Origin of the sequence: Nocardiopsis aegyptia, from assembly GCF_013410755.1 — a bacterium.
In the GTDB taxonomy this organism is placed as follows: Bacteria; Actinomycetota; Actinomycetes; order Streptosporangiales; family Streptosporangiaceae; genus Nocardiopsis; species Nocardiopsis aegyptia.
In genome coordinates, this window is the sequence record NZ_JACCFS010000001.1 from 1919134 (window position 1) to 1937239 (window position 18106).

At 72.0% G+C, this 18106-nt stretch carries 19 protein-coding genes and 1 tRNA gene; 4 read left to right on the forward strand and 16 right to left on the reverse strand.

Going from position 1 to position 18106, the window contains the following annotated elements; genetic code table 11:
* Positions 1 to 5: 5 nt before the first annotated feature.
* Together HNR10_RS08580 and HNR10_RS08585 are read right to left on the reverse strand one after the other, a co-directional pair.
* Entirely contained in the window at positions 6 to 1433 is a 1428-nt protein-coding gene (locus HNR10_RS08580) for a sodium:solute symporter family protein (RefSeq protein WP_179822247.1), read from the reverse strand.
* 177 nt (positions 1434 to 1610) lie between these two features.
* Positions 1611 to 2444: a MurR/RpiR family transcriptional regulator gene (locus HNR10_RS08585; protein WP_179822248.1), complete on the reverse strand. Its 834-nt coding sequence runs from the start codon at positions 2442 to 2444 to the stop codon at positions 1611 to 1613.
* A 142-nt stretch (positions 2445 to 2586) separates the two neighbouring features.
* Here HNR10_RS08585 and HNR10_RS08590 point away from each other — a divergent pair, with 142 nt between their 5' ends.
* Positions 2587 to 3843 (forward strand): metal-dependent hydrolase family protein, encoded by a 1257-nt coding sequence (locus HNR10_RS08590; protein ID WP_179822250.1) that lies wholly within the window; start codon positions 2587 to 2589, stop codon positions 3841 to 3843.
* 163 nt (positions 3844 to 4006) lie between these two features.
* Here HNR10_RS08590 and HNR10_RS08595 read toward each other — a convergent pair whose 3' ends face one another.
* From HNR10_RS08595 to purU, 8 genes are all read right to left on the reverse strand, one after another.
* On the reverse strand, positions 4007 to 4597 hold the full coding sequence (locus HNR10_RS08595) for an Asp23/Gls24 family envelope stress response protein (RefSeq protein ID WP_179822252.1): 591 nt from the start codon (positions 4595 to 4597) through the stop codon (positions 4007 to 4009).
* 2 nt (positions 4598 to 4599) lie between these two features.
* Positions 4600 to 5205: a DUF6286 domain-containing protein gene (locus HNR10_RS08600; RefSeq protein ID WP_179822253.1), complete on the reverse strand. Its 606-nt coding sequence runs from the start codon at positions 5203 to 5205 to the stop codon at positions 4600 to 4602.
* 1 nt (position 5206) lies between these two features.
* Positions 5207 to 5584 (reverse strand): Asp23/Gls24 family envelope stress response protein, encoded by a 378-nt coding sequence (locus HNR10_RS08605; protein WP_179822255.1) that lies wholly within the window; start codon positions 5582 to 5584, stop codon positions 5207 to 5209.
* Positions 5585 to 5592: 8 nt separating this feature from the next.
* Entirely contained in the window at positions 5593 to 5766 is a 174-nt protein-coding gene (locus tag HNR10_RS08610) for a hypothetical protein (RefSeq protein WP_179822257.1), read from the reverse strand.
* A gap of 42 nt (positions 5767 to 5808) precedes the next feature.
* On the reverse strand, positions 5809 to 6129 hold the full coding sequence (locus HNR10_RS08615) for a hypothetical protein (protein ID WP_376769741.1): 321 nt from the start codon (positions 6127 to 6129) through the stop codon (positions 5809 to 5811).
* Complete coding sequence (locus HNR10_RS08620) at positions 6129 to 6596, reverse strand: Asp23/Gls24 family envelope stress response protein (RefSeq protein ID WP_179822259.1); 468 nt, start codon at positions 6594 to 6596, stop codon at positions 6129 to 6131. Before HNR10_RS08620 ends, HNR10_RS08615 begins: the two co-directional genes overlap by 1 nt.
* Positions 6597 to 6640: 44 nt before the next feature.
* Entirely contained in the window at positions 6641 to 6862 is a 222-nt protein-coding gene (locus HNR10_RS08625) for a CsbD family protein (protein WP_179822260.1), read from the reverse strand.
* A gap of 287 nt (positions 6863 to 7149) precedes the next feature.
* Positions 7150 to 8037 (reverse strand): formyltetrahydrofolate deformylase, encoded by an 888-nt coding sequence (purU, locus tag HNR10_RS08630; RefSeq protein WP_179822262.1) that lies wholly within the window; start codon positions 8035 to 8037, stop codon positions 7150 to 7152.
* Positions 8038 to 8241: 204 nt separating this feature from the next.
* Here purU and HNR10_RS08635 point away from each other — a divergent pair, with 204 nt between their 5' ends.
* On the forward strand, positions 8242 to 9471 hold the full coding sequence (locus tag HNR10_RS08635; protein ID WP_179822263.1) for an alanine racemase: 1230 nt from the start codon (positions 8242 to 8244) through the stop codon (positions 9469 to 9471).
* Here the strand turns inward: HNR10_RS08635 and HNR10_RS08640 are convergent.
* The 3 genes from HNR10_RS08640 to HNR10_RS08650 form a co-directional block, all read right to left on the reverse strand.
* The gene (locus tag HNR10_RS08640) at positions 9441 to 10259 is read right to left on the reverse strand and encodes a methyltransferase domain-containing protein (protein ID WP_179822265.1); all 819 of its coding nucleotides are present in this window, start codon (positions 10257 to 10259) and stop codon (positions 9441 to 9443) included. The two genes, HNR10_RS08635 and HNR10_RS08640, sit on opposite strands and share 31 nt — an antisense overlap.
* Before the next feature lie 99 nt (positions 10260 to 10358).
* Positions 10359 to 10754 carry a DUF3618 domain-containing protein gene (locus HNR10_RS08645; RefSeq protein WP_179822267.1) on the reverse strand — a complete coding sequence of 132 codons (396 nt, stop codon included), beginning with the start codon at positions 10752 to 10754 and terminating at the stop codon, positions 10359 to 10361.
* A gap of 16 nt (positions 10755 to 10770) precedes the next feature.
* Positions 10771 to 11865 carry a CDP-alcohol phosphatidyltransferase family protein gene (locus tag HNR10_RS08650; protein ID WP_179822268.1) on the reverse strand — a complete coding sequence of 365 codons (1095 nt, stop codon included), beginning with the start codon at positions 11863 to 11865 and terminating at the stop codon, positions 10771 to 10773.
* A 221-nt stretch (positions 11866 to 12086) separates the two neighbouring features.
* On the opposite strand from HNR10_RS08650, the gene bcp reads away from it, so the two are divergent.
* Positions 12087 to 12569, forward strand: a complete 483-nt coding sequence (gene bcp, locus HNR10_RS08655; RefSeq protein WP_179822270.1) for a thioredoxin-dependent thiol peroxidase — start codon at positions 12087 to 12089, stop codon at positions 12567 to 12569.
* Positions 12570 to 12614: 45 nt separating this feature from the next.
* A tRNA-Leu gene (locus tag HNR10_RS08660) sits at positions 12615 to 12689 on the forward strand.
* A gap of 998 nt (positions 12690 to 13687) precedes the next feature.
* Here HNR10_RS08660 and HNR10_RS08665 read toward each other — a convergent pair.
* From HNR10_RS08665 to HNR10_RS08675, 3 genes are all read right to left on the reverse strand, one after another.
* A complete protein-coding gene (locus HNR10_RS08665; RefSeq protein WP_246406123.1) occupies positions 13688 to 14920 on the reverse strand; it encodes a serine/threonine-protein kinase in 1233 nt (410 codons plus the stop codon).
* 390 nt (positions 14921 to 15310) lie between these two features.
* Complete coding sequence (locus HNR10_RS08670) at positions 15311 to 16651, reverse strand: M16 family metallopeptidase (RefSeq protein ID WP_179822273.1); 1341 nt, start codon at positions 16649 to 16651, stop codon at positions 15311 to 15313.
* A 78-nt stretch (positions 16652 to 16729) separates the two neighbouring features.
* Positions 16730 to 18043, reverse strand: coding sequence for a M16 family metallopeptidase (locus HNR10_RS08675; protein WP_179822275.1), 1314 nt, complete (start codon positions 18041 to 18043; stop codon positions 16730 to 16732).
* Positions 18044 to 18106 lie beyond the last annotated feature (63 nt).

The window sequence follows — 18106 nt, forward strand, 5'->3', positions numbered from 1 at the left end:
ACCGCTCAGGCCTCGGCCGACCCGGCGGGCTCCGCGGGCTCGACCGCCTCGGCGGTCTCCTCGGGGGCCTTCGTCACCAGGCTGGCCACGACCAGGGCGATCAGCGCCGCGGGCAGCGCCACGATGACCCCGTTGAGGTCGCCCGGCGCCCCGGCCACCTGCCAGCCGATGGTCGTGGCGGCACCGGCCACGAGGGCGGCGACCGCCCCGGCGGTGGTGGCCCGCTTCCAGAACAGCACCGCGAAGACCACGGGCGTGATGGCCGCGCCGTAGATCGTGTACGAGTACATCTGCAGTTCCAGGACGGTCGGGAAGAACAGTCCCAGCCCGAACGCCACGACGGCGATGCCCAGGACCGACAGCCGCTGCACCACCAGGGCCCGCCGCTGGCCGACCTCGCCCGCCCAGCGGGCGTACAGGTCGTAGGCGATGTTCGAGGCGGCCGAGAGCATGAACGACGACCCCGTGGTGATGACGAAGGCGACCGCGCCCGCCAGGATCAGCCCGCCCAGGACGGCGGGCAGGTGGCCCTCGGAGGCCAGGCCGAGGATCGACATGTCCCCGTTGATGCCGGGCATGAGGATCGCGGCGGCCGAGGCCAGCAGCACGACCGGGACGAACACCAGGAAGCTGGAGAACAGCATGCCCAGGGTCGATGAGCGGGCCTCGCGCTCGTCCTTGGCCGCGGTGAGGCGCTGGTAGATGTTCTGGTCGGCGAGCAGCAGCAGGAACAGCGGCAGGAAGTAGCCCAGCAGTTGCAGCGCGGTCAGTCCGCCGGTGAAGGTGGTCGACTGCTCGGGCAGCCCCTCCCAGTACGCGGCCGGCCCGCCGATGGTGGCGAAGACCAGCGGCAGGGACACGAACAGGCCGAGCACGATGAGGATGGCCGAGAAGAAGTCGGTGTAGGCGACCGAGAACAGGCCGCCGGTCACAGTGAGCAGGGTGACCACGACGGCGACCAGGATGGTGCCCTGGGTCGCCGACAGCGGCGTGATCAGGCTGACCACGTAGCCGCCGCCGATGAACTGCGAGGCCACCAGGCCCACGTAGGCCAGCGCGGTGACCACCGCGGCGACCGTGCGCACCCCGGTGCCGAACCGGACCTCCAGGAGTTCGGGGATGGTGTGCCTGGACGCCCTGCGGATGCGGCGGGCCGCCAGCAGCAGGACCAGGATCCCCAGCGGTGTGCCGAGGAAGAAGACCAGCCCGGCGATCGGGCCGTAGGTGTAGGCGAAGTTGGCGCCGCCGATGATCGTCCCCGAGCCGACCCAGGTCACCAGCATCGTGGCGACCATGACGGGGCGGGGCAGGCTGCGCCCGGCGAAGAGGAAGTCGTCGCCGCCGCGCAGGCGGCCGGACCGGGCGAAGTACAGCGCGACGCCGAGCATGGCGAGGAGGTACACGGCGAGGATCGCGACATGGATCGTCTGCATGGGCCGCCTTCACAGTGAGATGGGGGAAGTCCCGCCGACAACCGGCTGAACGTACTCCGACCGGCTCATGTAAACAGCCCACCCGTGAATCGTGCAACACTTATTGCACATACTGTGATCCAGATCACTCCACTCTCCCCCGGGGTCGTTTCCGCAGGCCACCGCCCCGGAACGCGCTCAGAAGAGCTCCGCCCGCTCCCACAGCCGCTCGGCGTCGCGCACGGCCCGCAACACCGAGTCCCCGCCCACACGGGCCAGTTCGGCCAGCACCGCGTGCACCACCGTCATCGACGGGGTGAGCGAGGGGAACATGCTCACGCTCTCGCTGGGCACGACCACCACGTGCGCGGCACCCGCCACCAGCGGCGAGTCCCGGCGGTCGGTGATCACCGCGACCGGAACCGACCGCTCCTGGGCGATGCGCGCGGCCGAACGCAGCGCCGTGGGCAGCCGCCACAGGTCGCAGGCCACCAACAGGTCGCTCTCATCCATCTTCGACAACGCGTTGACCAGCGATGTTCCGCCGAGGTCGCGCATCTGGACGTCGTAGCCCATGGTCGAGGCGGCGTGCGCGAGCTGCAGCCCCGGCGCCGCGAAGGTTCCCGAGCCCAGCACGAGGGTGCGCCGGGCCGCGTGGACCGACGCCGCGAGCGCGCGCACCGTCGCGACGTCGATCGTGTCCTCCAGCAGGCGGAGCCCCTCCACGTCAGCACGGACGGCCGCCCGCACGGGGTCGGCGTCGGCGCCGGCGTGCTCGGCCAGGACCTCGCCGGCACTGAGCGAGGCCAGGTAGCGCGAGCGCAGTTCCAGGCGCAGCGCGGGCCAGCCGGCGAAACCCAGCGCCTGGGCGGCGCGCACGACCGTGGCGACGTTGACCTGCGCGCGTTCGGCCAGTTCGGCCGTGCTCGCGTACGAAGCGAACCTCGGCTCGTCGCGCACCACCCGGACCACGCGCTCGGCGGCGCGCCCGAGCCGCCCACCCGCCAGCGCGGCCTCGATCCAGTCCGACATCGCCCCTCCGTCTCCGGCGCGGCACCGCCGGACCACCCGGTACGCACCGCCTCTCAAGCGATACCACCACCCGCCCGCGCACCCGCTCAGTGATGCAACATATATTGCACGTAGGTGTCCACCCGCTCCACCGGAGGTGTCCATGACCCCATCCACCCGCCCCGACGTCCTCTTCACCGGCGCCGGCCTGCTCGACCCCGAGGACGGCACCCGGACGCCGGACTCCTGGCTCCTGGTGACCGGGGGCCGCATCAAGGGGAGCGGCCGCGGACCCGCGCCGGAGACCGCCGCCGGCACCGAGGTCGTCGACCTCGCCGGGGCCACCCTCATGCCCGGCCTCATCGACGCCCACGTGCACCCCACCGCGTTCAGCGCCGACCTCGGCGCCGCGATGGACCACGCCCCCTCCTACGTCGCGGCCTACGCCTCGCGGTCCCTGGAGGCCATGCTCCGCCGCGGGTTCACCACGGTCCGCGACGTCGCCGGCGGCGACTGGGGCCTGTCCCGGGCGGTGGACGAGGGGCTGGTCAACGGGCCCCGCCTGATGTTCGGCGGCAAGGCGCTGTCCCAGACCGGCGGCCACGGCGACTTCCGCGGTCCCGGCCGCCAGGGCAACGACACCCACGCCTGCTGTCCCGGCGCGGGCCTGGTGTGCGACGGTCCCGTCGAGTTCCGCCGCGCCGCCCGCGACCAGCTGCGCACCGGCGCCCACCACCTCAAGATCATGCTCTCCGGCGGAGTCGCCTCCCCCACCGACCGCATCGACTCCACCCAGTCCGCCGAGGACGAGATCCGCGCCGTCGTGGAGGAGGCCGAGGCCGCCAACCGGTACGTGACCGGGCACGCCTACACCGCACGCGCCGTCAATCGCGGCCTGCGCCTGGGCGTGCGCTGCATCGAGCACGGCAACCTCATCGACGAGAGCAGCCTGGAACTCTTCCTGGAGCACGACGCCTACCTGGTGCCCACGCTGGTCACCTACCAGGAGCTGTCCCGCCAGGGCGCGGCCAACGGCCTGCCCCCGGCGAGCCAGGAGAAGGTGGACACCGTGCTCACACGGGGCCTGGAGGCGCTGCGCATGGCCCACGAGGCCGGCGTGAACCTCGTCTACGGCTCCGACCTGCTCGGCGGGATGCAGGACCACCAGAACGAGGAGTTCGCCATCCGCGGCCGGGTCCAGCCCGCCGCCGACGTGGTGCGCGCGGCCACCGTCAACGCCGCCCGGCTCATCGGGATGGAGGGCGAGGTCGGCACGATCCGCGACGGCGCCCGCGCCGACCTCGTCGTCGTGGACGGCGACCCGCTCGCCGACATCGGTGTGCTCGCCGACCCGGAGCGCAACGTCCGCACGGTCCTGCGCGACGGCGCCGTGCGCCACGAGCGCCCCGACCCCCGCTGACCGACCCAAGGGTCGCTCGGACGGTCGGGTGGTCGCACCGACCGGCTCCGGGCCCGCACAGGGCCGGGCCGGACGGTACCGGAGGGAACACCGGCCGGCCCCGACATGACGGACCGGCCGTGCGCGGCTCCCGCGGCGGCCGGTCGGGGCGCGTCCGGCCCGGTCAGGCCAGGCTGCGGGGCGGGTTCTTGGCGGGCGCCGTCATCGACATCCGCACCACCGCCGGGACCCGCTCCTGCTCCAGCGCGCGGCGCAGGTTGGCCAGGGCCTCGGACCGCACCCGCCGCCACACCCCCGCCACGTCCGCGTCGTCCTCCAGCGTCAGCGCCAGGCGCAGGTGCGGCTCGTCACTGGACTCGGTCAGTCGCGCCCTGGCCCGGCGCACGCCCGGGTACTCGGCGACCTCCTGCTCCAGGGCGCCGCGCGCCACGCTCTCGCTGATCTCCACCCTGCCCTCGGGGCCCTGCTCCAGGACCAGGCGGCCCAGGGTGTCGTTCATGCCCTGCGCGAGCAGCCAGCGCAGGGCCAGGAAGGCGGCGACGAAGGACAGCGCCACCGCGGCGTAGGGCACCCACTGCCGGCCGAGCAGCTCCATGGCGGCCGAGCCCAGTAGGGCGCCACCCGCCAGGTCGGCGCCGAACAGTCCCCGCCCCAGCGCGAGCGCGGCCAGCCCGCCCGCCAGGAGCACGCCGCCCACCAGGGCCAGGCCGATCCGATTGCCCCGCGCCGACCTGCGATTCCTGTCCCGCGCCATCGTCAACCCTCCGCGTGCCGCACGTGCGTGACGATCCGCATGCTGCGCAGCGGCGCCAACTCCTCCAGCCGCCGCTCCACCGCCGCGGTCACCTCCTCGGCCAGCCCCTCCGACGTCCGCATACCGGTGCGCACGTGCACCCGCAGCCGGTGGCCGCGGACCACCACGTGCGCTCCCTCGACGCCGCTGACCTCCTGGGCCGCCGCGCTCACCGCCCGGCGCAGGGCGGGCCGCGTCAGCCCGACCACCAGGGCCGGGTCCCCCGTGCGCAGCACCGTCCACCGGCTCCGGCCCGGCGCGAGGGCCAGGACGATCAGCGCCAGACCGATCAGTGCCAGGACCGCGGAGGCGATCTGCACCGAGGGCTGCGACCACGTCGTGGTGGCGGCGAACTCCCCCGCGCGCCCCACCGGGATCAGCCGCAGCGGGCTGCCGGCCAGGGCGGAGATCACCTCGGCCGCCGACACCACCGCCACCATCAGGATCGCCAGTCCCGTGATCACCGCGGGCCACGACCGGCGCGGGCGGAACGTGTGGACCGCCACCCGTGTCGCCTTCCGCTCCACGCCCTGGTCCGGGCGGCCGAGCACCTCTTCGACGGTGGTCATGTCAGCGCACCAACTCCGCGATCTCGATGTCGATGTGGTGGACGGTCCTGCCGGTCATCCACTCGACCCGGTCCTTGACGTGTTCGCGCACCCGGGCCGCGACCTCGCGCGCGGCCCGCGGGTAGCGCACGGAGATCCGCAGCCGCAGCAGGACGACGTCACCGCTCGTCCTGGCGCGGGCGGGGCGGGCGCGGACCGCGCCCGCCCCCTCCACCTCGCGCACGGCACGGGCCGCCGCCTTCTCGATGACGCCCGGGGCGATGTCGGTCCGGCCGCCGGGATCACGGGCGGCACCGCCCTCGCGGTACCGCTCCGCGGATCCCCGCGCCCCCGTCTCGACACGCTGGCGGGGTACCGTGTCGGTTCGTGTTCCGGCCACAGCGCCCCTCAGGCCGATCGCCGCGTGAACATCTCGGCCAGGTCGATCTCGCCCTCCATCGCCCGGCCCGCGACGAAACCGACCAGTCCGAGGACCAGGACCAGCGCGAAGGCCGTGAATCCGCCGAACGCGCCGGCCAGACCCAGTACCGTCCCGTAGGACAACCCAACGATCGGCCACATGGCTTCCCCCTCTTGTCCAGCTGTGTCCAGCACCCTGTCAGCTCAACCGCCCGCGCGGCTGCCCCCTCCGAGCCCGGCGACCACGTCCTCGACGTAGACGTGGACGGCACGTCCGGCCGCCATCGGCGCCAGGACGCCCCGGATCTCGGCGGTGATGTCCTGGATCGGGCGCCCGAAGCGGACCACCACGCCGACCTCGACGTGGTCGTCCCGGACGGCGACCCCGCGTACCCGGCCCCCGGGTACGGGCGTCTGGAGCGTTCCGAACCCCCCGGCGGACAGCTCCACCACGTCCGGGCAGCCGACGACGGCCCGCGCCATCCCCCGGGCGACCTCGCCTGGATCCCGGGCGTCGGCCGCCACTACTGGACTCGCGGCTCGGAGGCAGCGTCCTCGTCGCCGTGGTCGTCGTCGGGCAGGTGGATGTCGTCCACCTTGATGTTGATCTCGGTGACCTCCAGGCCGGTCATGCGCTCGACCGCCGTGGTGACGTTGCGGCGCACCGCCGCGGCCAGGTCCTGGATGGCGGCCCCGTACTCGACGACCACGTCGATGTCCACGGCCGCCTGGCGCTCACCGACCTCGACCGCCACGCCGCGCGCGACCGACGAGTCCCCCTTGGTCATGGCGTCCCTGACGGCACCGACCGCACGGGCGGCGCCGCCGCCCATGGCGTAGACCCCGCCGATCTCGCGGGCCGCCATACCGGCGATCTTGGCCACGACGCCGTCGGCGATCTGGGTCCGGCCCATGCCGTCCTGCGACGCGGTGTCCCTGCGTCCGCCGGTGCGCGCTTCCGGCACGCCGGCCTCGGTCCTCGTATCCGACACTGGTTCCCCTTCCGCGGTGGTCAGACGACTGTGACGCGACGGTGTCAGCGGTCGAAGGCGCCCTTGATCCGCTCGGTCGCCGACTCGGCCGCCTCACCGGCCCGGCCCTTGAGCTCCTCGGCCTTCTCCTTGGCCTTGTCCGCGGCGTCCTTGGCCTGGCCCTTGGCCTGGTCGACCTTGCCCTCGGCCTCGGTGCCCTGGTCCCCGGTGGCCTTGCCGAACGCTTCCTTGCCCTTGCCGACCGCGTCGTCGAAGTGCTTGCCCATGAGTGCCCCCTGCCGGATCACATGACCCGGAAATAGTTGACCGAAACCCCGTCGACCGTGCACTCCGCACGACCGCACGAGTATGGAACCATTCACACCATATACACACTGTGAGTCACAGACAAGATACTCTAAGCGATAATTCGCAGGTCACGAGGGTCATGTCAATACCATCTGTGCCCCAATTCCTGTCCGGAAACCGCCCTGGGCCCAGAAACGCCGAAGGGGCGCCCGAAGGCGCCCCGATGTGTCCGAAAAAAAGTTCCCGAACTCGGCCGTGCGGCGGGTCAGCCGAAGATGACCGTCTTCTCGCCGTTCATCAGCACACGGCGCTGCGCGTGCCAGTTCACCGCGCGTGCCAGCGCCACCGACTCCAGGTCCCGGCCGATCGCCGTCAGCCGCTCCGGGCTGTCGGTGTGGGCGACGCGGGACACCTCCTGCTCGATGATCGGCCCCTCGTCGAGGTCGGCGGTGACGTAGTGGGCGGTCGCGCCGATGAGCTTGACGCCGCGGGCGTGCGCCTGGTGGTAGGGGCGCGCGCCCTTGAAGCTCGGCAGGAACGAGTGGTGGATGTTGATGATCCGGCCGGACATCTTGGTGCACAGCTGCTCGGAGAGCACCTGCATGTACCGGGCCAGGACGATGAGGTCCGCGTCGTAGGAGTCGACCAGCTCCAGCAGCCGCGCCTCCTGCTCCAGCTTGGTCTGGGCGTTGACCGGCAGGTGGTGGAAGTCCACACCGTAGGACGTGGCCAGGAACTCCAGGTCCGGGTGGTTGGAGACCACGGCCGCGATGTCGACGTCGAGCAGGCCGCTGCGCTGGCGGTAGAGCAGGTCGTTGAGGCAGTGCCCGAACTTGGACACCATCACGATCATGCGGGGGCGCGCGTCGGTCGGCTGCAGGCTCCACTCCACGACGGGGTCGCCGGCGCCCTCCCCGAAGTCCCCGGCCAGAGCGGCGAACGCGCCGCGCAGGACGTCCTCGCCCACCACGCCGTCCTCCCCGGCCTCGGCGAGGAACTGCATCCGCAGGAAGAACCGACCGGTGTAGTGGTCGCCGTACTGCTGACTCTCGGTGATGTTGCAACCGTGGTCGGACAGCAGGTTGGCCACCGCCGCGACGATGCCCCGGCTGTCGGGGCACGAAAGGGTCAGGATGTACTCGCGCTCACTCATGGAAGGGTTCCACTCCTGGGATCGGACCGGCTGATCAGCCGTGACCTCCCAGGGTATCGACCCCGCGCAAACCGCGGGCCCGAACTCCCCCGGCCGTCCCCGTCCTGCGCCCGTCCCGTGGCAGGCCCGCGTCCGGCCCGCCCCGGCTGAATCGTGTCTCCCCGGACAATATGAAAGACATTCATGTTCTGGCATCCTCGTGGCATGACCAACCTGCGCGAGACCTACGACGCCGCCACCCGCGAGCTGGAGCCCCCCTTCGCCATGGTCGACCTGGCGGCGTTCCGCGCCAACGCGGCCGCACTCACCCGGCGCGCGCACGGCCGCCCCGTACGCGTGGCCAGCAAGTCCGTGCGCAGCCGCGACCTGCTCCGAACCGTGCTGGACCTGCCCGGCTACGCGGGCATCATGGCCTTCACCCTCCCCGAGGCCCTCTGGCTCGCCTCCGGCGGCCCGGACGACCCCCTGGCGCGGGACATCCTCGTCGCCTACCCCACCGCCGACCGCCAGGCCCTGGCACGGCTCGCCCGCGACCCCGCGGCCGCCCGGGCCGTCACCCTGATGGTGGACGACACCGCCCACCTGGACCTGATCGCCTCCGTCGTCGCCGAAGCCGCCGCCGACACCCCCGAGCCCCCGCGCATCCGGGTGTGCCTGGACATCGACACGAGCTGGCAGCCGCTCGGATCCGCCGCGCGTATCGGCAGCTACCGCTCCCCCGTACGCACACCCGAACAGGCCGCCGCGCTCGCCCTCGCCGTCCAACGCCGCCCGGAACTGGTCCTCGACGGCATCATGGCCTACGAGGGCCAGATCGCGGGCGTCGGCGACGCCCCGCCCGGACGGCCCCTCTACGGCCGCCTCCTGCGCGCCGTCCAGCGCCGCTCCGCGATCGAACTGGCCCGGCGCCGCGCCGCGATCGTCCGGGCCGTGCGCGCGGTGGCCGACCCGCGCTTCGTCAACGGCGGCGGCACCGGCAGCCTGCACACCACCGGCCGGGAGCGGGCCGTCACCGAACTCGCCGCCGGATCCGGGCTCTTCCAGCCGCACCTGTTCGACCACTACCGGTCCTTCCAGGGGCGGCCCGCCGCGCTCTTCGCGCTCCCCGTCGTCCGCCGCCCCGCCCGCGGCGCGGCCACGGTCCTGGGCGGCGGCTACCCCGCCTCCGGCCCCGCCGACCGGTTCCGGGCACCCCTGCCGTACCTGCCCGAAGGGCTCTCGCTCACCGCCAACGAAGGCGCGGGCGAAGTCCAGACCCCCCTGCTGGGCCCCGCCGCCGACCGGCTCGGGATCGGCGACCGCGTGTGGATGCGCCACGCCAAGGCCGGAGAGCTGTGCGAGCGCTTCGACACCCTCCACCTGGTCGACTCCGACACCGGCGACTACCTGGGCACCGCCCCCACCTACCGCGGCGAGGGCCGGACGTTCCTCTGACGCGCCCGCAGCGAGTACATGAGCGGAACCTGCGGCCGGTCCGGCGGGAACCGGTACACCCCGTTCCCGTCGCGCCGCAGTCCCGGATAGCGCTGGAACAGCGTGAAGGGGTGCTCGTGCAGGAACTCGACCCGCAGGCCCGCCCCGGCCAGCGCGGTCACCACGTCCCCGAGCGGGTGCCGCCACTCCACGGTCACCGTCCGGGTCAGCTCGCGGCCGTCGGTATAGGTGCGGGGGTAGTCGCTCACCTCGCCCCCGCCGTCGAAGTAGCCCTCCGCCACGCTGCGGCCGTCCTCGCCCAGGACGTCGGTCATCGGGTGGAACTCCGCGAGGTAGAGGAAGCCGCCGTCGACGAGCGCGTCGGCCACCACCCGCGCCCAGCGGGTCAGGTCCGGCAGCCAGACCAGGGCGCCGATGCCCGTGTAGACGATGTCGAAGCGCTCGCCGCCCAGGGCCTCGGGTACCGCGTAGACGTCGGAGGCGACGAACCGGGCCGGCGCCCCGATGTCCTCCGCCAGACCCCGGGCCGTGCGGATCGCGGGCTCGGAGAAGTCCACACCGGTGACGGCCGCCCCTCGGCGCGCCCAGGACAGCGTGTCCTGGCCCATGTGGCACTGCAGGTGCAACAGGCTGCGTCCGGACACGTCGCCGACCTCGGCGGTCTCGAACTCCCGCAGCGTGCAGGCGCCCGCCCGGAATCCCGGCAGGTCGTAGAAGTCGCTGTCGGCGTGCACACGCGCCCGGTCGTCCCAGTTCTCCCGGTTGAGGCGGAGCCAGTCCTCGGTCATGGCCGCGACGCTACCCAGCCGCCCGAGCGCCGTACAACGGGTTTTCGCCGCACACGCCGAGGGGCCCGCACAATGCACGGGCCCCCTTCCAGCGATGCCCTATCCGCGCCTGCGGCGTACCGCCCAGGCCACCACGCCCACGGTGACGACCGCGCCGAGCCCGGCCATCAGCAGCATGGCCTCCGTGGACATCCTGCCGCGGGACTCGTAGGTGGTCACCACCTCGTCGTCGCCCTTGAGGCGGATACTGCCTTGTTCGGGCTCCACGAGGTGGCTCTCGACCCGGACGGTGCCGCCGACCACCAGGGCGCGTGCCTCGTCCACCAGACGGGTCCCCCGCTCCTTGGCCCTGGCGACCTGCCGGCGCGCGATGTTCGCGGGGCGGGCCTGCTCGCCCAACTCGTCCAGGGTCTCGGCCAGTCGCCGCTGTTCGCGGTCGATCTCGGCCTGGACCTCGGCCGGGGTCTGGCGCGGTTCGGTGTCGCGTCCCGTCATGGGCAGCCTCTCTCCATCAGCGCATCGTGGTCTGGGAACCCGTGTCCGAGCCGGTGCCCCGGCCCTCATCCTCCGCGCCGTCGGACGGACCGGAGAACCTCAGCGCGCCGTCGATTCCGTCGACCACGCGGAAGAAGTCCCGCGTGGACAACCACAGTTTATAGATGATGGCGATCTCGAAGGCGAGAAGCAAAACGCCCGTGACCGCGGCGATCCAGCCGACCAGCGACGGCATCGCGAAGATCGCCATCGCCAGCGGCGCCACCACGAACACCGCCATCTGGAACTCGATGCCGCCCACCAGGTGCGTGCGCACGCGGCGGGCGTTCAACGCCCCCCAGAACCGCTGGTACCAGGGGAAACGCGTCCGGAACTCCTGGTGCAGGTCCACCTTGGGCAGAGTCAGGTCCGGCTGCTTGCCCGCCGTGCGGTGGTTGCGCGCCTCACGCTCGTTCTGGCTGTGCAGGATCTGCTCCAACACGCCGATGCCGTGCCGCAGGACGGCCTGCTCGCCCCCGTCGCTCATCGCACGGTCCCCGCCCTCGGGCTCCAGCATCGACAGCGTGGCGCGCGCCCGCTCCAGCGCGGCGGCCAGGTGCGAGCGCATCTCGCGGCGCAGCTTGTACACCTGCAACGCGTTCAGGTAGCGCAGCATGTCCACGAAGACCACGGCCAGCGCCAGCCACACGTACACCACGGGGGCCGAGTCGGGGTTCTCCTCCTGGGCGAGCACGTACTGCCCGCCCATCAGCGCCACCGCGCACACCAGCACGCGGAAGCGGTCGGAGACATAGTCCATCCACGCGCCGATGAGGGTCTCGGAGCCGGTGAGCCGCGCGAGCTTGCCGTCCACGCAGTCCACGACGAAGCACAGGAAGTACAGCACGCCGCCCAGGGCCAGCGCCTGACGGTAGCCCAGCGCGAAGCAGACCGCGGCGCCCAGCCCGAGGAAGAGCGCGGCCACCGTGAGCTGGTTGGGCGTGATCGACGTCCGGTTCGCCACCACGCGCACGAGCCGGACCGCCATCGGGTCCACGAGGTAGACCGTCCACCAGGAGTCGCGCTCCTTGAGGGTACGGGTCCTGACCTCGTCGAGTGTGAATCCAGGCATCGTCGCCAATACTCCCCAACGCGAAGCGGATGTGTTCCGGAAACCTGCTGCTGGAGGTCATCTGCAGCCAGAACATGAGTGCGGTCAACAATAGGTGATCAGAGGGCTGGTCACCGCCCCCGAGAACCAACCGAACCGGAATCGCAACAGACCGCGAGCAGCCGATCCGTCGGCATGGCTAGTCTGAGGGGCGGACGACCCCGAGAGGAACGGAACACCACGTGAGCGACCCGATCCGTCTGGAGACCGGAGACCCGGCACCCGACTTCACCCTCGACGACGCCGACGGCAAGCCCGTGACCCTCAGCCAGGTCCTGGCCGAGACGGGCAAGCGCGTCGTGCTGTACTTCTACCCCGCGGCCATGACGCCCGGCTGCACCACGGAGGCCTGCGACTTCCGCGACAACCTGCGCGACTTCGACTCCGCCGGACTCACCGTCCTGGGCGTCTCCCCGGACACCACGGACAAGCTCGCCAAGTTCCGGGACAAGGAGGGCCTCACCTTCACCCTGCTCGGCGACCCGGACAAGGAGACACTGCGCGCCTACGGGGCCTTCGGCGAGAAGAAGAACTACGGCCGCGTCGTCCAGGGCGTCATCCGCTCCACCATCGTCGTCGGCACCGACGGCAAGGTCGAGCGGGCCTTCTACAACGTGAAGGCCACCGGCCACGTCGACCGCATCAAGCGCGAACTCGGCGTCTAGGGCCCGGGGCGGCCCTCCGCCGGGGACGGTATGGTGGTCCCCGGCGGGGCCGTAGTCCAATTGGCAGGAGACGCCAGCTTTAGGTGCTGTACAGTGCGGGTTCGAGTCCCGCCGGCCCCACGTATCCCGAGGCGCGCGGACAGGTTCCGCGCGTTTCGGGCGCCTTGAAGACGGGGCCTTCGCGCCTTCCAGTGTGTCCGCTCGTTCCTCACGAACACACCTCCAGCCACTCCAGGACCCGTCGGCGCCCTCCCTGTGCTTTCTTTGGGCCGCCGCTCGTTCCTCGCTTTGGCCCGATCAACCCCCCTGTGGCCCCCACGAGCACATCGCTCACGCCCAACCCCCTGGGGTTCACGCAGCCCCACATGTGCCCGCCCAACCCCCCAGCGGTACCCAAGGCACACACACGCACGCCCAACCCCCAGCGGCCCACGCACGCCGATGTGTGCACGCCCAACCCCTACAGCTCCGAAGACGCGAACGCGCAAGCCAACCCCTGTGCCTCAGGGACAGTGGGTTGAAGCCGCACGACACCGCCCACCTCGACTCCAGGGGGTGAGAGGCAGGCCGCTCAGCCAGGCAGTGTGCAGGGGGTTGGGGCTGCAGGCGATGGCCTACCTCGACCCGAGGGGGGGTAGAGGTAGGCCGTTCAGCTTGCGGGGCTACAGGGGGTTGAAGCCGCACACAACGGCCTACCCCGACCCCAGGGGGTTGGAGGTAGGCCGTCGCGCATTGGGGGCTACAGGGGGTTCGCGAGGGGCGCGCCAGTGTTCTGCAGGCCGAGGGCGTAGCTGAAGCGAGGAACGAGCGCCAGCACGAACGAGGCCGAAGAACACTGGCTACTCGGCGCCCCGAGTACGGGCCAAAGCGAGGAACGAGCGGAGGCCCCAAAAAAGCACAGGCGGAGGGCGCCGACGCGTCCTGGAGGGCCTGGAGGTGCACTCCCAAGGAACGAGGGAGCGCACCAGAAGGACCGAAGGACGCGTCTCAAAGGCGCCCGAGCACGGGCCAAAGCTAGAAGGACTGCGCCGCAGGCGTCCGTTGAGGGTGGTGGCGGGCGACGGCGTGGGCACGAGCGCAGGCCCCAGAAAACACTGGGCCCCAGGAAAACACAGCCCCTACCTCCCCATCAACGCCCACAGCACGATCGCCAGCAGCACAGCGACCCCCAGGACCACGGCGGCCACCACCGGCAGGCGGCTGTGCTCGGCGTGCCGGCCCGAGTGGGTCAGGCCCAGCGTGTCCGTGGACTCGCGGATCGACGTCATGATCGAGTTCATCGCCTCGGGGCTGTGCCGGAGCCGCTCGTTGAGGGACTCGGCCAGGACCCGGCCGCCGGCGCGGAAGTGCTCCTTGGCCTGCTCGCGCGCGGACTCGTGGCCCTCGCCGCCCTCGTCCACCTCGTCGTCGACGTCCTCGTCGGCGTCCACACCCTTGCCGACCGGCCTGGCGGCTCCGCCCGGCCGCGGCTCGGCGGGGGTCGCCTTGCCCTCGGCCGCGGTCTCGGGGCTGGTCTCGGGCGCCCACGGGGCCAGCGCGGCGATGCGCAGCATCTTGGTGGCGTTCTCCGCGGTCAGCCGCTCGCCCGGCTCCACCTTGAGCAGGCCCGCGAGCACCGGCGCCAGCGGACCGGCGTTGGCGGCCTCCGCGGGCTCGTCCAACTGCTCCTGGCGCAGGATCTTGATGTAGCCCTTGCGGTCGTAGGGCGGGTGGCCCTCCACCGCGGCGTACAGCGTGGCGCCCAGCGACCACAGGTCCGACTCCGGGCCGACCGGACCGGCCTTGGCGCGCTCGGGCGGGATGTAGGCCGGTGAGCCGATGATGCGGCCCGACTCGCTCAGCGCGGACTCGCCGTTCCACGCCGCCAGCCCGAAGTCGGTGAGCACGACCCGGCCCTGCGGGCTGATCATCACGTTGTCGGGCTTGACGTCGCGGTGCACGATGCCCTCGGCGTGCGCGACCTTGAGGGCGTCGATGAGCTGTAGGCCGATCTCGGCCACCCTCTGGTAGGGCAGGGGGCTCACCTTGAGGAGTTCCTCCAGCGTGGAGGCCTCCACCAGCTCCATGACGATCCACGGCCGGTCGTCCTCGTCCACGACGTCCAGGACGGTGACCAGGCTGGGGTGGGTGAGCCGGCCGGCGACGCGGGCCTCGCGGGTGGTGCGCTGGAGCAGTCCCTCGCGCTCGGAGCGGCTCAGGTCCGCGGGCAGCCGCAGCTCCTTGACCGCGACCTCGCGGTCGATGACCAGGTCGGTGGCGCGCCACACCGTGCCGACACCGCCCCGGGCGATCTCCGAGACGAGCTGGTAGCGCCCCTTCAGCAGTCGGCCGTCAGCTCCGGAGCCGTCCATGGTGGCACCTTCCGGGCGTGCTGAGCCGGGCGACGCCTCGGGCCGCCGGGTGTGGGGGTTGTCTAGGGAGGACACGGTTATCCACGGGTCCATTCACCGGCCATGGTGGCCTCCTGCGGAGCATTGCGGTCGCTGTCACCACGTAGGTGCACGGATCACTCGTTATACCAGCAGGACGCCGGGTCCACGTTGGTAGTTGCCATAAGACTGGCACATAGGTTCGCTTTCGTTATGTCCGGCGAAACCCTGTGTATGCAGTGACTTGCCTCTCCCTTACCCTCCCTTGCCCACCTGGGGAAAGAGGGCCCGACGGCGGTGCCGTGCGGGCACCCGGCCACAGCGTGCCGGACGCCCGCACGTTCCCCCGTCACGTCAGGGTCGGACCCGGGTTCAGGACCACAGGGACTCCGGGCTGCGCACCTCGACCGGTCCGGCGCCGATGTCGGCGAGCGGCCCGCTCAGGCGCTCGGCGTCGCCGACCACGACCACGACCGCCTCCTCGGGGTGCAGGTACTCCTCCGCGGCGCTGTTGAGCTTGTCCTCGGTGAGCGCCTCGTACCCGGCGCGGTGGCGGTCCACGTAGTCGTCGGGCAGGTCGTGCACCACCATGTCGACCAGGGCGGAGGCCATGGCGCGCGCGGTGGAGTAGCTGACCGGCAGGCCCACCGTGTTGGAGTCGCGCACCGAGGCCAGCTCCTCGGCGGTGACGCCGGAGGACCGCAGCTTGGCGATCTGCTCCAGGGAGGCGGTGATCGAGTGCGCGGTGGTGTCCGCCTCCACCTGCGTGGTCGCGAAGAAGACCCCGCTGTCGCGGCGCAGGTCGAACCGGGAGCCCGCCCCGTAGGTGTAGCCGAGGCGCTCGCGCAGCTCCATGTTGAGCCGTGAGGTGAACAGTCCACCGAGCACCTCGCTGATGCCCTCGGCCCGCGGCAGGTCCACCTGCGAGCGGGACGGGGCGCGGTGCGCGATGACCAGGGCCGACTGCACCGAACCGGGCCGGTCCACGATGAGAACGCGCGGCAGCTCGCCGGGCGGCGGCGCGGGCGCGGCGACCTCGCGCACCGGTGTGGCGGCCGCGTCACCGAACACGGTCTTGCCCAGGTCCTCCAGGTCGACCCCGCTCAGGTCGCCGACGACCACGAGCGTTCCGGCCACGGAGGCGATCGAGTCGGCGTGGAAGGCCGCGACGGTCTCGGGCTCGACCTCGGCCAGCCTGACCGGGCCACCGGCCAGCGGCGTGGCGTAGCGGCCTGTGAAGAGCTGGCCGCCCAGGCTGCGCATGGCCAGGGTGGAGGCGGAGGCCGCCTCCAGCCAGAACCGCTCCAGGAGCTGGTCGCGGCGGCGGACGATGTCGTCGGGGGCCAGCGCGGGGCGGCGCACGGCGTCGGCGAACAGGCGCACGGCCTCGCCCAGGCGGTTGGCCGGGGCGTCGAGGCCGGTGATGAACCCGTCCCAGTTGACGCGGGAGACCCATTCGGCGCCGTGGCGCTCCAGGGCGGGCGCGAGGGAGCTGTTGCCGGCGGGGCCGTCCTCCAGCACCTCGCTGGTCAGGGAGCTGACGCCCATGGCGTCCAGCGGTTCGACGGCGCCGCCGTAGGGGTGGACCAGGCGCAGCGACGCGAGCCGCTGCCCGGGCACGTCGATGGCGACGACGGTGCCGCCTCCGACCGTGATCCGCCGGGGCTTGGGAAAGGTGTAGGACGCTGGGGTACCGATGTCGGGACGGAGCATGCTCTGTGGCTCTTTCTGCGGCTTGCGGTGACAGGGCCGGGGGTGGTGGCGGGGCCGCGGAGGCCCCGCCGGCACGGCCTAGGAGGCCGGGGCGGCGTCGGCTCCGGCCGTCTCGGGGTCGAAGCGGACCACGAGCAGGTTGTCGTCGACCATCAGGCGCTCCGCCGCGGCTCGCACCTCCTCCGCGGTGATGTCGGTCCAGCGCTCGGGCCAGGTGTAGGCGAGTTCGGGGTCGCCGAACAGCTGGGTGCAGGAGCCGATGGAGTCGGCCAGCCCGGAGGGGCTGGAGATGGACTGCAGGTGGTCCCGCTCCAGGACGGCGCGCGCCCGGTCCAGCTCCTCCTCGGTGATGCCCGCGGCGAGCTTGGCGATCTCCTCGCGCATGGCCTCCTCCAGGACGTCGCCGCTGACGCCCTCGCGGGCGAGCATGTTCACCAGCAGGAGGCTGTCGGTGTAGCGGAACGGCAGGATGTCGGCCGCGCCGCCGCCGTCGTCGGCGGCGATGGGGCGGTCCACGACGAGGGAGCGGTACAGGCGGCTGCCCTGGCCCTGTCCCAGGACGGCCGAGGCCAGGTGCATGACGTCGAACTCGCGCTCGCCGTAGGCGGCCACGCGGTAGCCGAGGAAGACCCCGGCGGCCGGCACGGTCTCGGTGACGGCGTCGCGGACGGGGCCGCCCAGCGGCTCCGGAAGCGAGGCGTCGGGGGCCTCGGGCACGAAGTCGCGGGCCGGCAGGTGGCCGAAGTACTTCTCCACGCGCGCCAGCACGTCCTCGGGGTCGAGGTCGCTGACCACCGTGAGCACGCAGTTGTCCGGCCCGTAGTGGGCCTTGTGGAACGACTTGACGTAGTCCAGGTCGGCGTCGTCCAGGTCGGCCATGGAGCCGATCGTGGGGTGGTGGTAGGGGTGGCCCTCGGGGTAGGCCAGGCGCAGGATGCGCTCCAGGGCGGTGCCGTAGGGCTGGTTGTCGTAGCGCTGGCGGCGCTCGTTCTTGACGACGTCGCGCTGGTTGTCCAGGACCTCCTGCGTCATGCCGTCGCGCAGGGTCTCCAGGCGGTCGGCCTCCAGCCACAGGACGCGGTCCAGGGCGTGCTCGGGGACCGTCTCGTAGTAGTTCGTGCGGTCGGTCGAGGTGGAGGCGTTGATGTCGCCGCCGAGCCGCTCGACCTCCTCGAAGTGCTCGCCCTTGGCGACGTTGCCGCTGCCCTGGAACATCAGGTGCTCGAACAGGTGCGCGAAACCGGTGCGCCCCGGTACCTCGTGGCGGGAGCCGACGCCGTACCACAGGTTGACGGAGGCGACCTGGCCGGTGGAGGCCGGTGCGGTCACCAGACGCAATCCGTTGTCGAGCGTGTACTGACCTACCCGTCCCGCTGCTCCGATGGTCGTCACCAGTGCTGCACCCCGATTCCGCGCCGTAGCTGAACTGCCGTCGTCACCGCCGAACGCCGTGTG

What these genes read in the sequence shown, in the direction of transcription:
- HNR10_RS08580 (WP_179822247.1), bottom strand. Translation starts at nt 1,433, where the DNA reads ATGCAGACGATCCATGTCGCGATCCTCGCCGTGTACCTCCTCGCCATG.
- HNR10_RS08585 (WP_179822248.1), bottom strand. Translation starts at nt 2,444, where the DNA reads ATGTCGGACTGGATCGAGGCCGCGCTGGCGGGTGGGCGGCTCGGGCGC.
- HNR10_RS08590 (WP_179822250.1), top strand. Translation starts at nt 2,587, where the DNA reads ATGACCCCATCCACCCGCCCCGACGTCCTCTTCACCGGCGCCGGCCTG.
- HNR10_RS08595 (WP_179822252.1), bottom strand. Translation starts at nt 4,597, where the DNA reads ATGGCGCGGGACAGGAATCGCAGGTCGGCGCGGGGCAATCGGATCGGC.
- HNR10_RS08600 (WP_179822253.1), bottom strand. Translation starts at nt 5,205, where the DNA reads ATGACCACCGTCGAAGAGGTGCTCGGCCGCCCGGACCAGGGCGTGGAG.
- HNR10_RS08610 (WP_179822257.1), bottom strand. Translation starts at nt 5,766, where the DNA reads ATGTGGCCGATCGTTGGGTTGTCCTACGGGACGGTACTGGGTCTGGCC.
- HNR10_RS08625 (WP_179822260.1), bottom strand. Translation starts at nt 6,862, where the DNA reads ATGGGCAAGCACTTCGACGACGCGGTCGGCAAGGGCAAGGAAGCGTTC.
- purU (WP_179822262.1), bottom strand. Translation starts at nt 8,037, where the DNA reads ATGAGTGAGCGCGAGTACATCCTGACCCTTTCGTGCCCCGACAGCCGG.
- HNR10_RS08635 (WP_179822263.1), top strand. Translation starts at nt 8,242, where the DNA reads ATGACCAACCTGCGCGAGACCTACGACGCCGCCACCCGCGAGCTGGAG.
- HNR10_RS08640 (WP_179822265.1), bottom strand. Translation starts at nt 10,259, where the DNA reads ATGACCGAGGACTGGCTCCGCCTCAACCGGGAGAACTGGGACGACCGG.
- HNR10_RS08645 (WP_179822267.1), bottom strand. Translation starts at nt 10,754, where the DNA reads ATGACGGGACGCGACACCGAACCGCGCCAGACCCCGGCCGAGGTCCAG.
- HNR10_RS08650 (WP_179822268.1), bottom strand. Translation starts at nt 11,865, where the DNA reads ATGCCTGGATTCACACTCGACGAGGTCAGGACCCGTACCCTCAAGGAG.
- HNR10_RS08665 (WP_246406123.1), bottom strand. Translation starts at nt 14,920, where the DNA reads ATGGACGGCTCCGGAGCTGACGGCCGACTGCTGAAGGGGCGCTACCAG.
- HNR10_RS08670 (WP_179822273.1), bottom strand. Translation starts at nt 16,651, where the DNA reads ATGCTCCGTCCCGACATCGGTACCCCAGCGTCCTACACCTTTCCCAAG.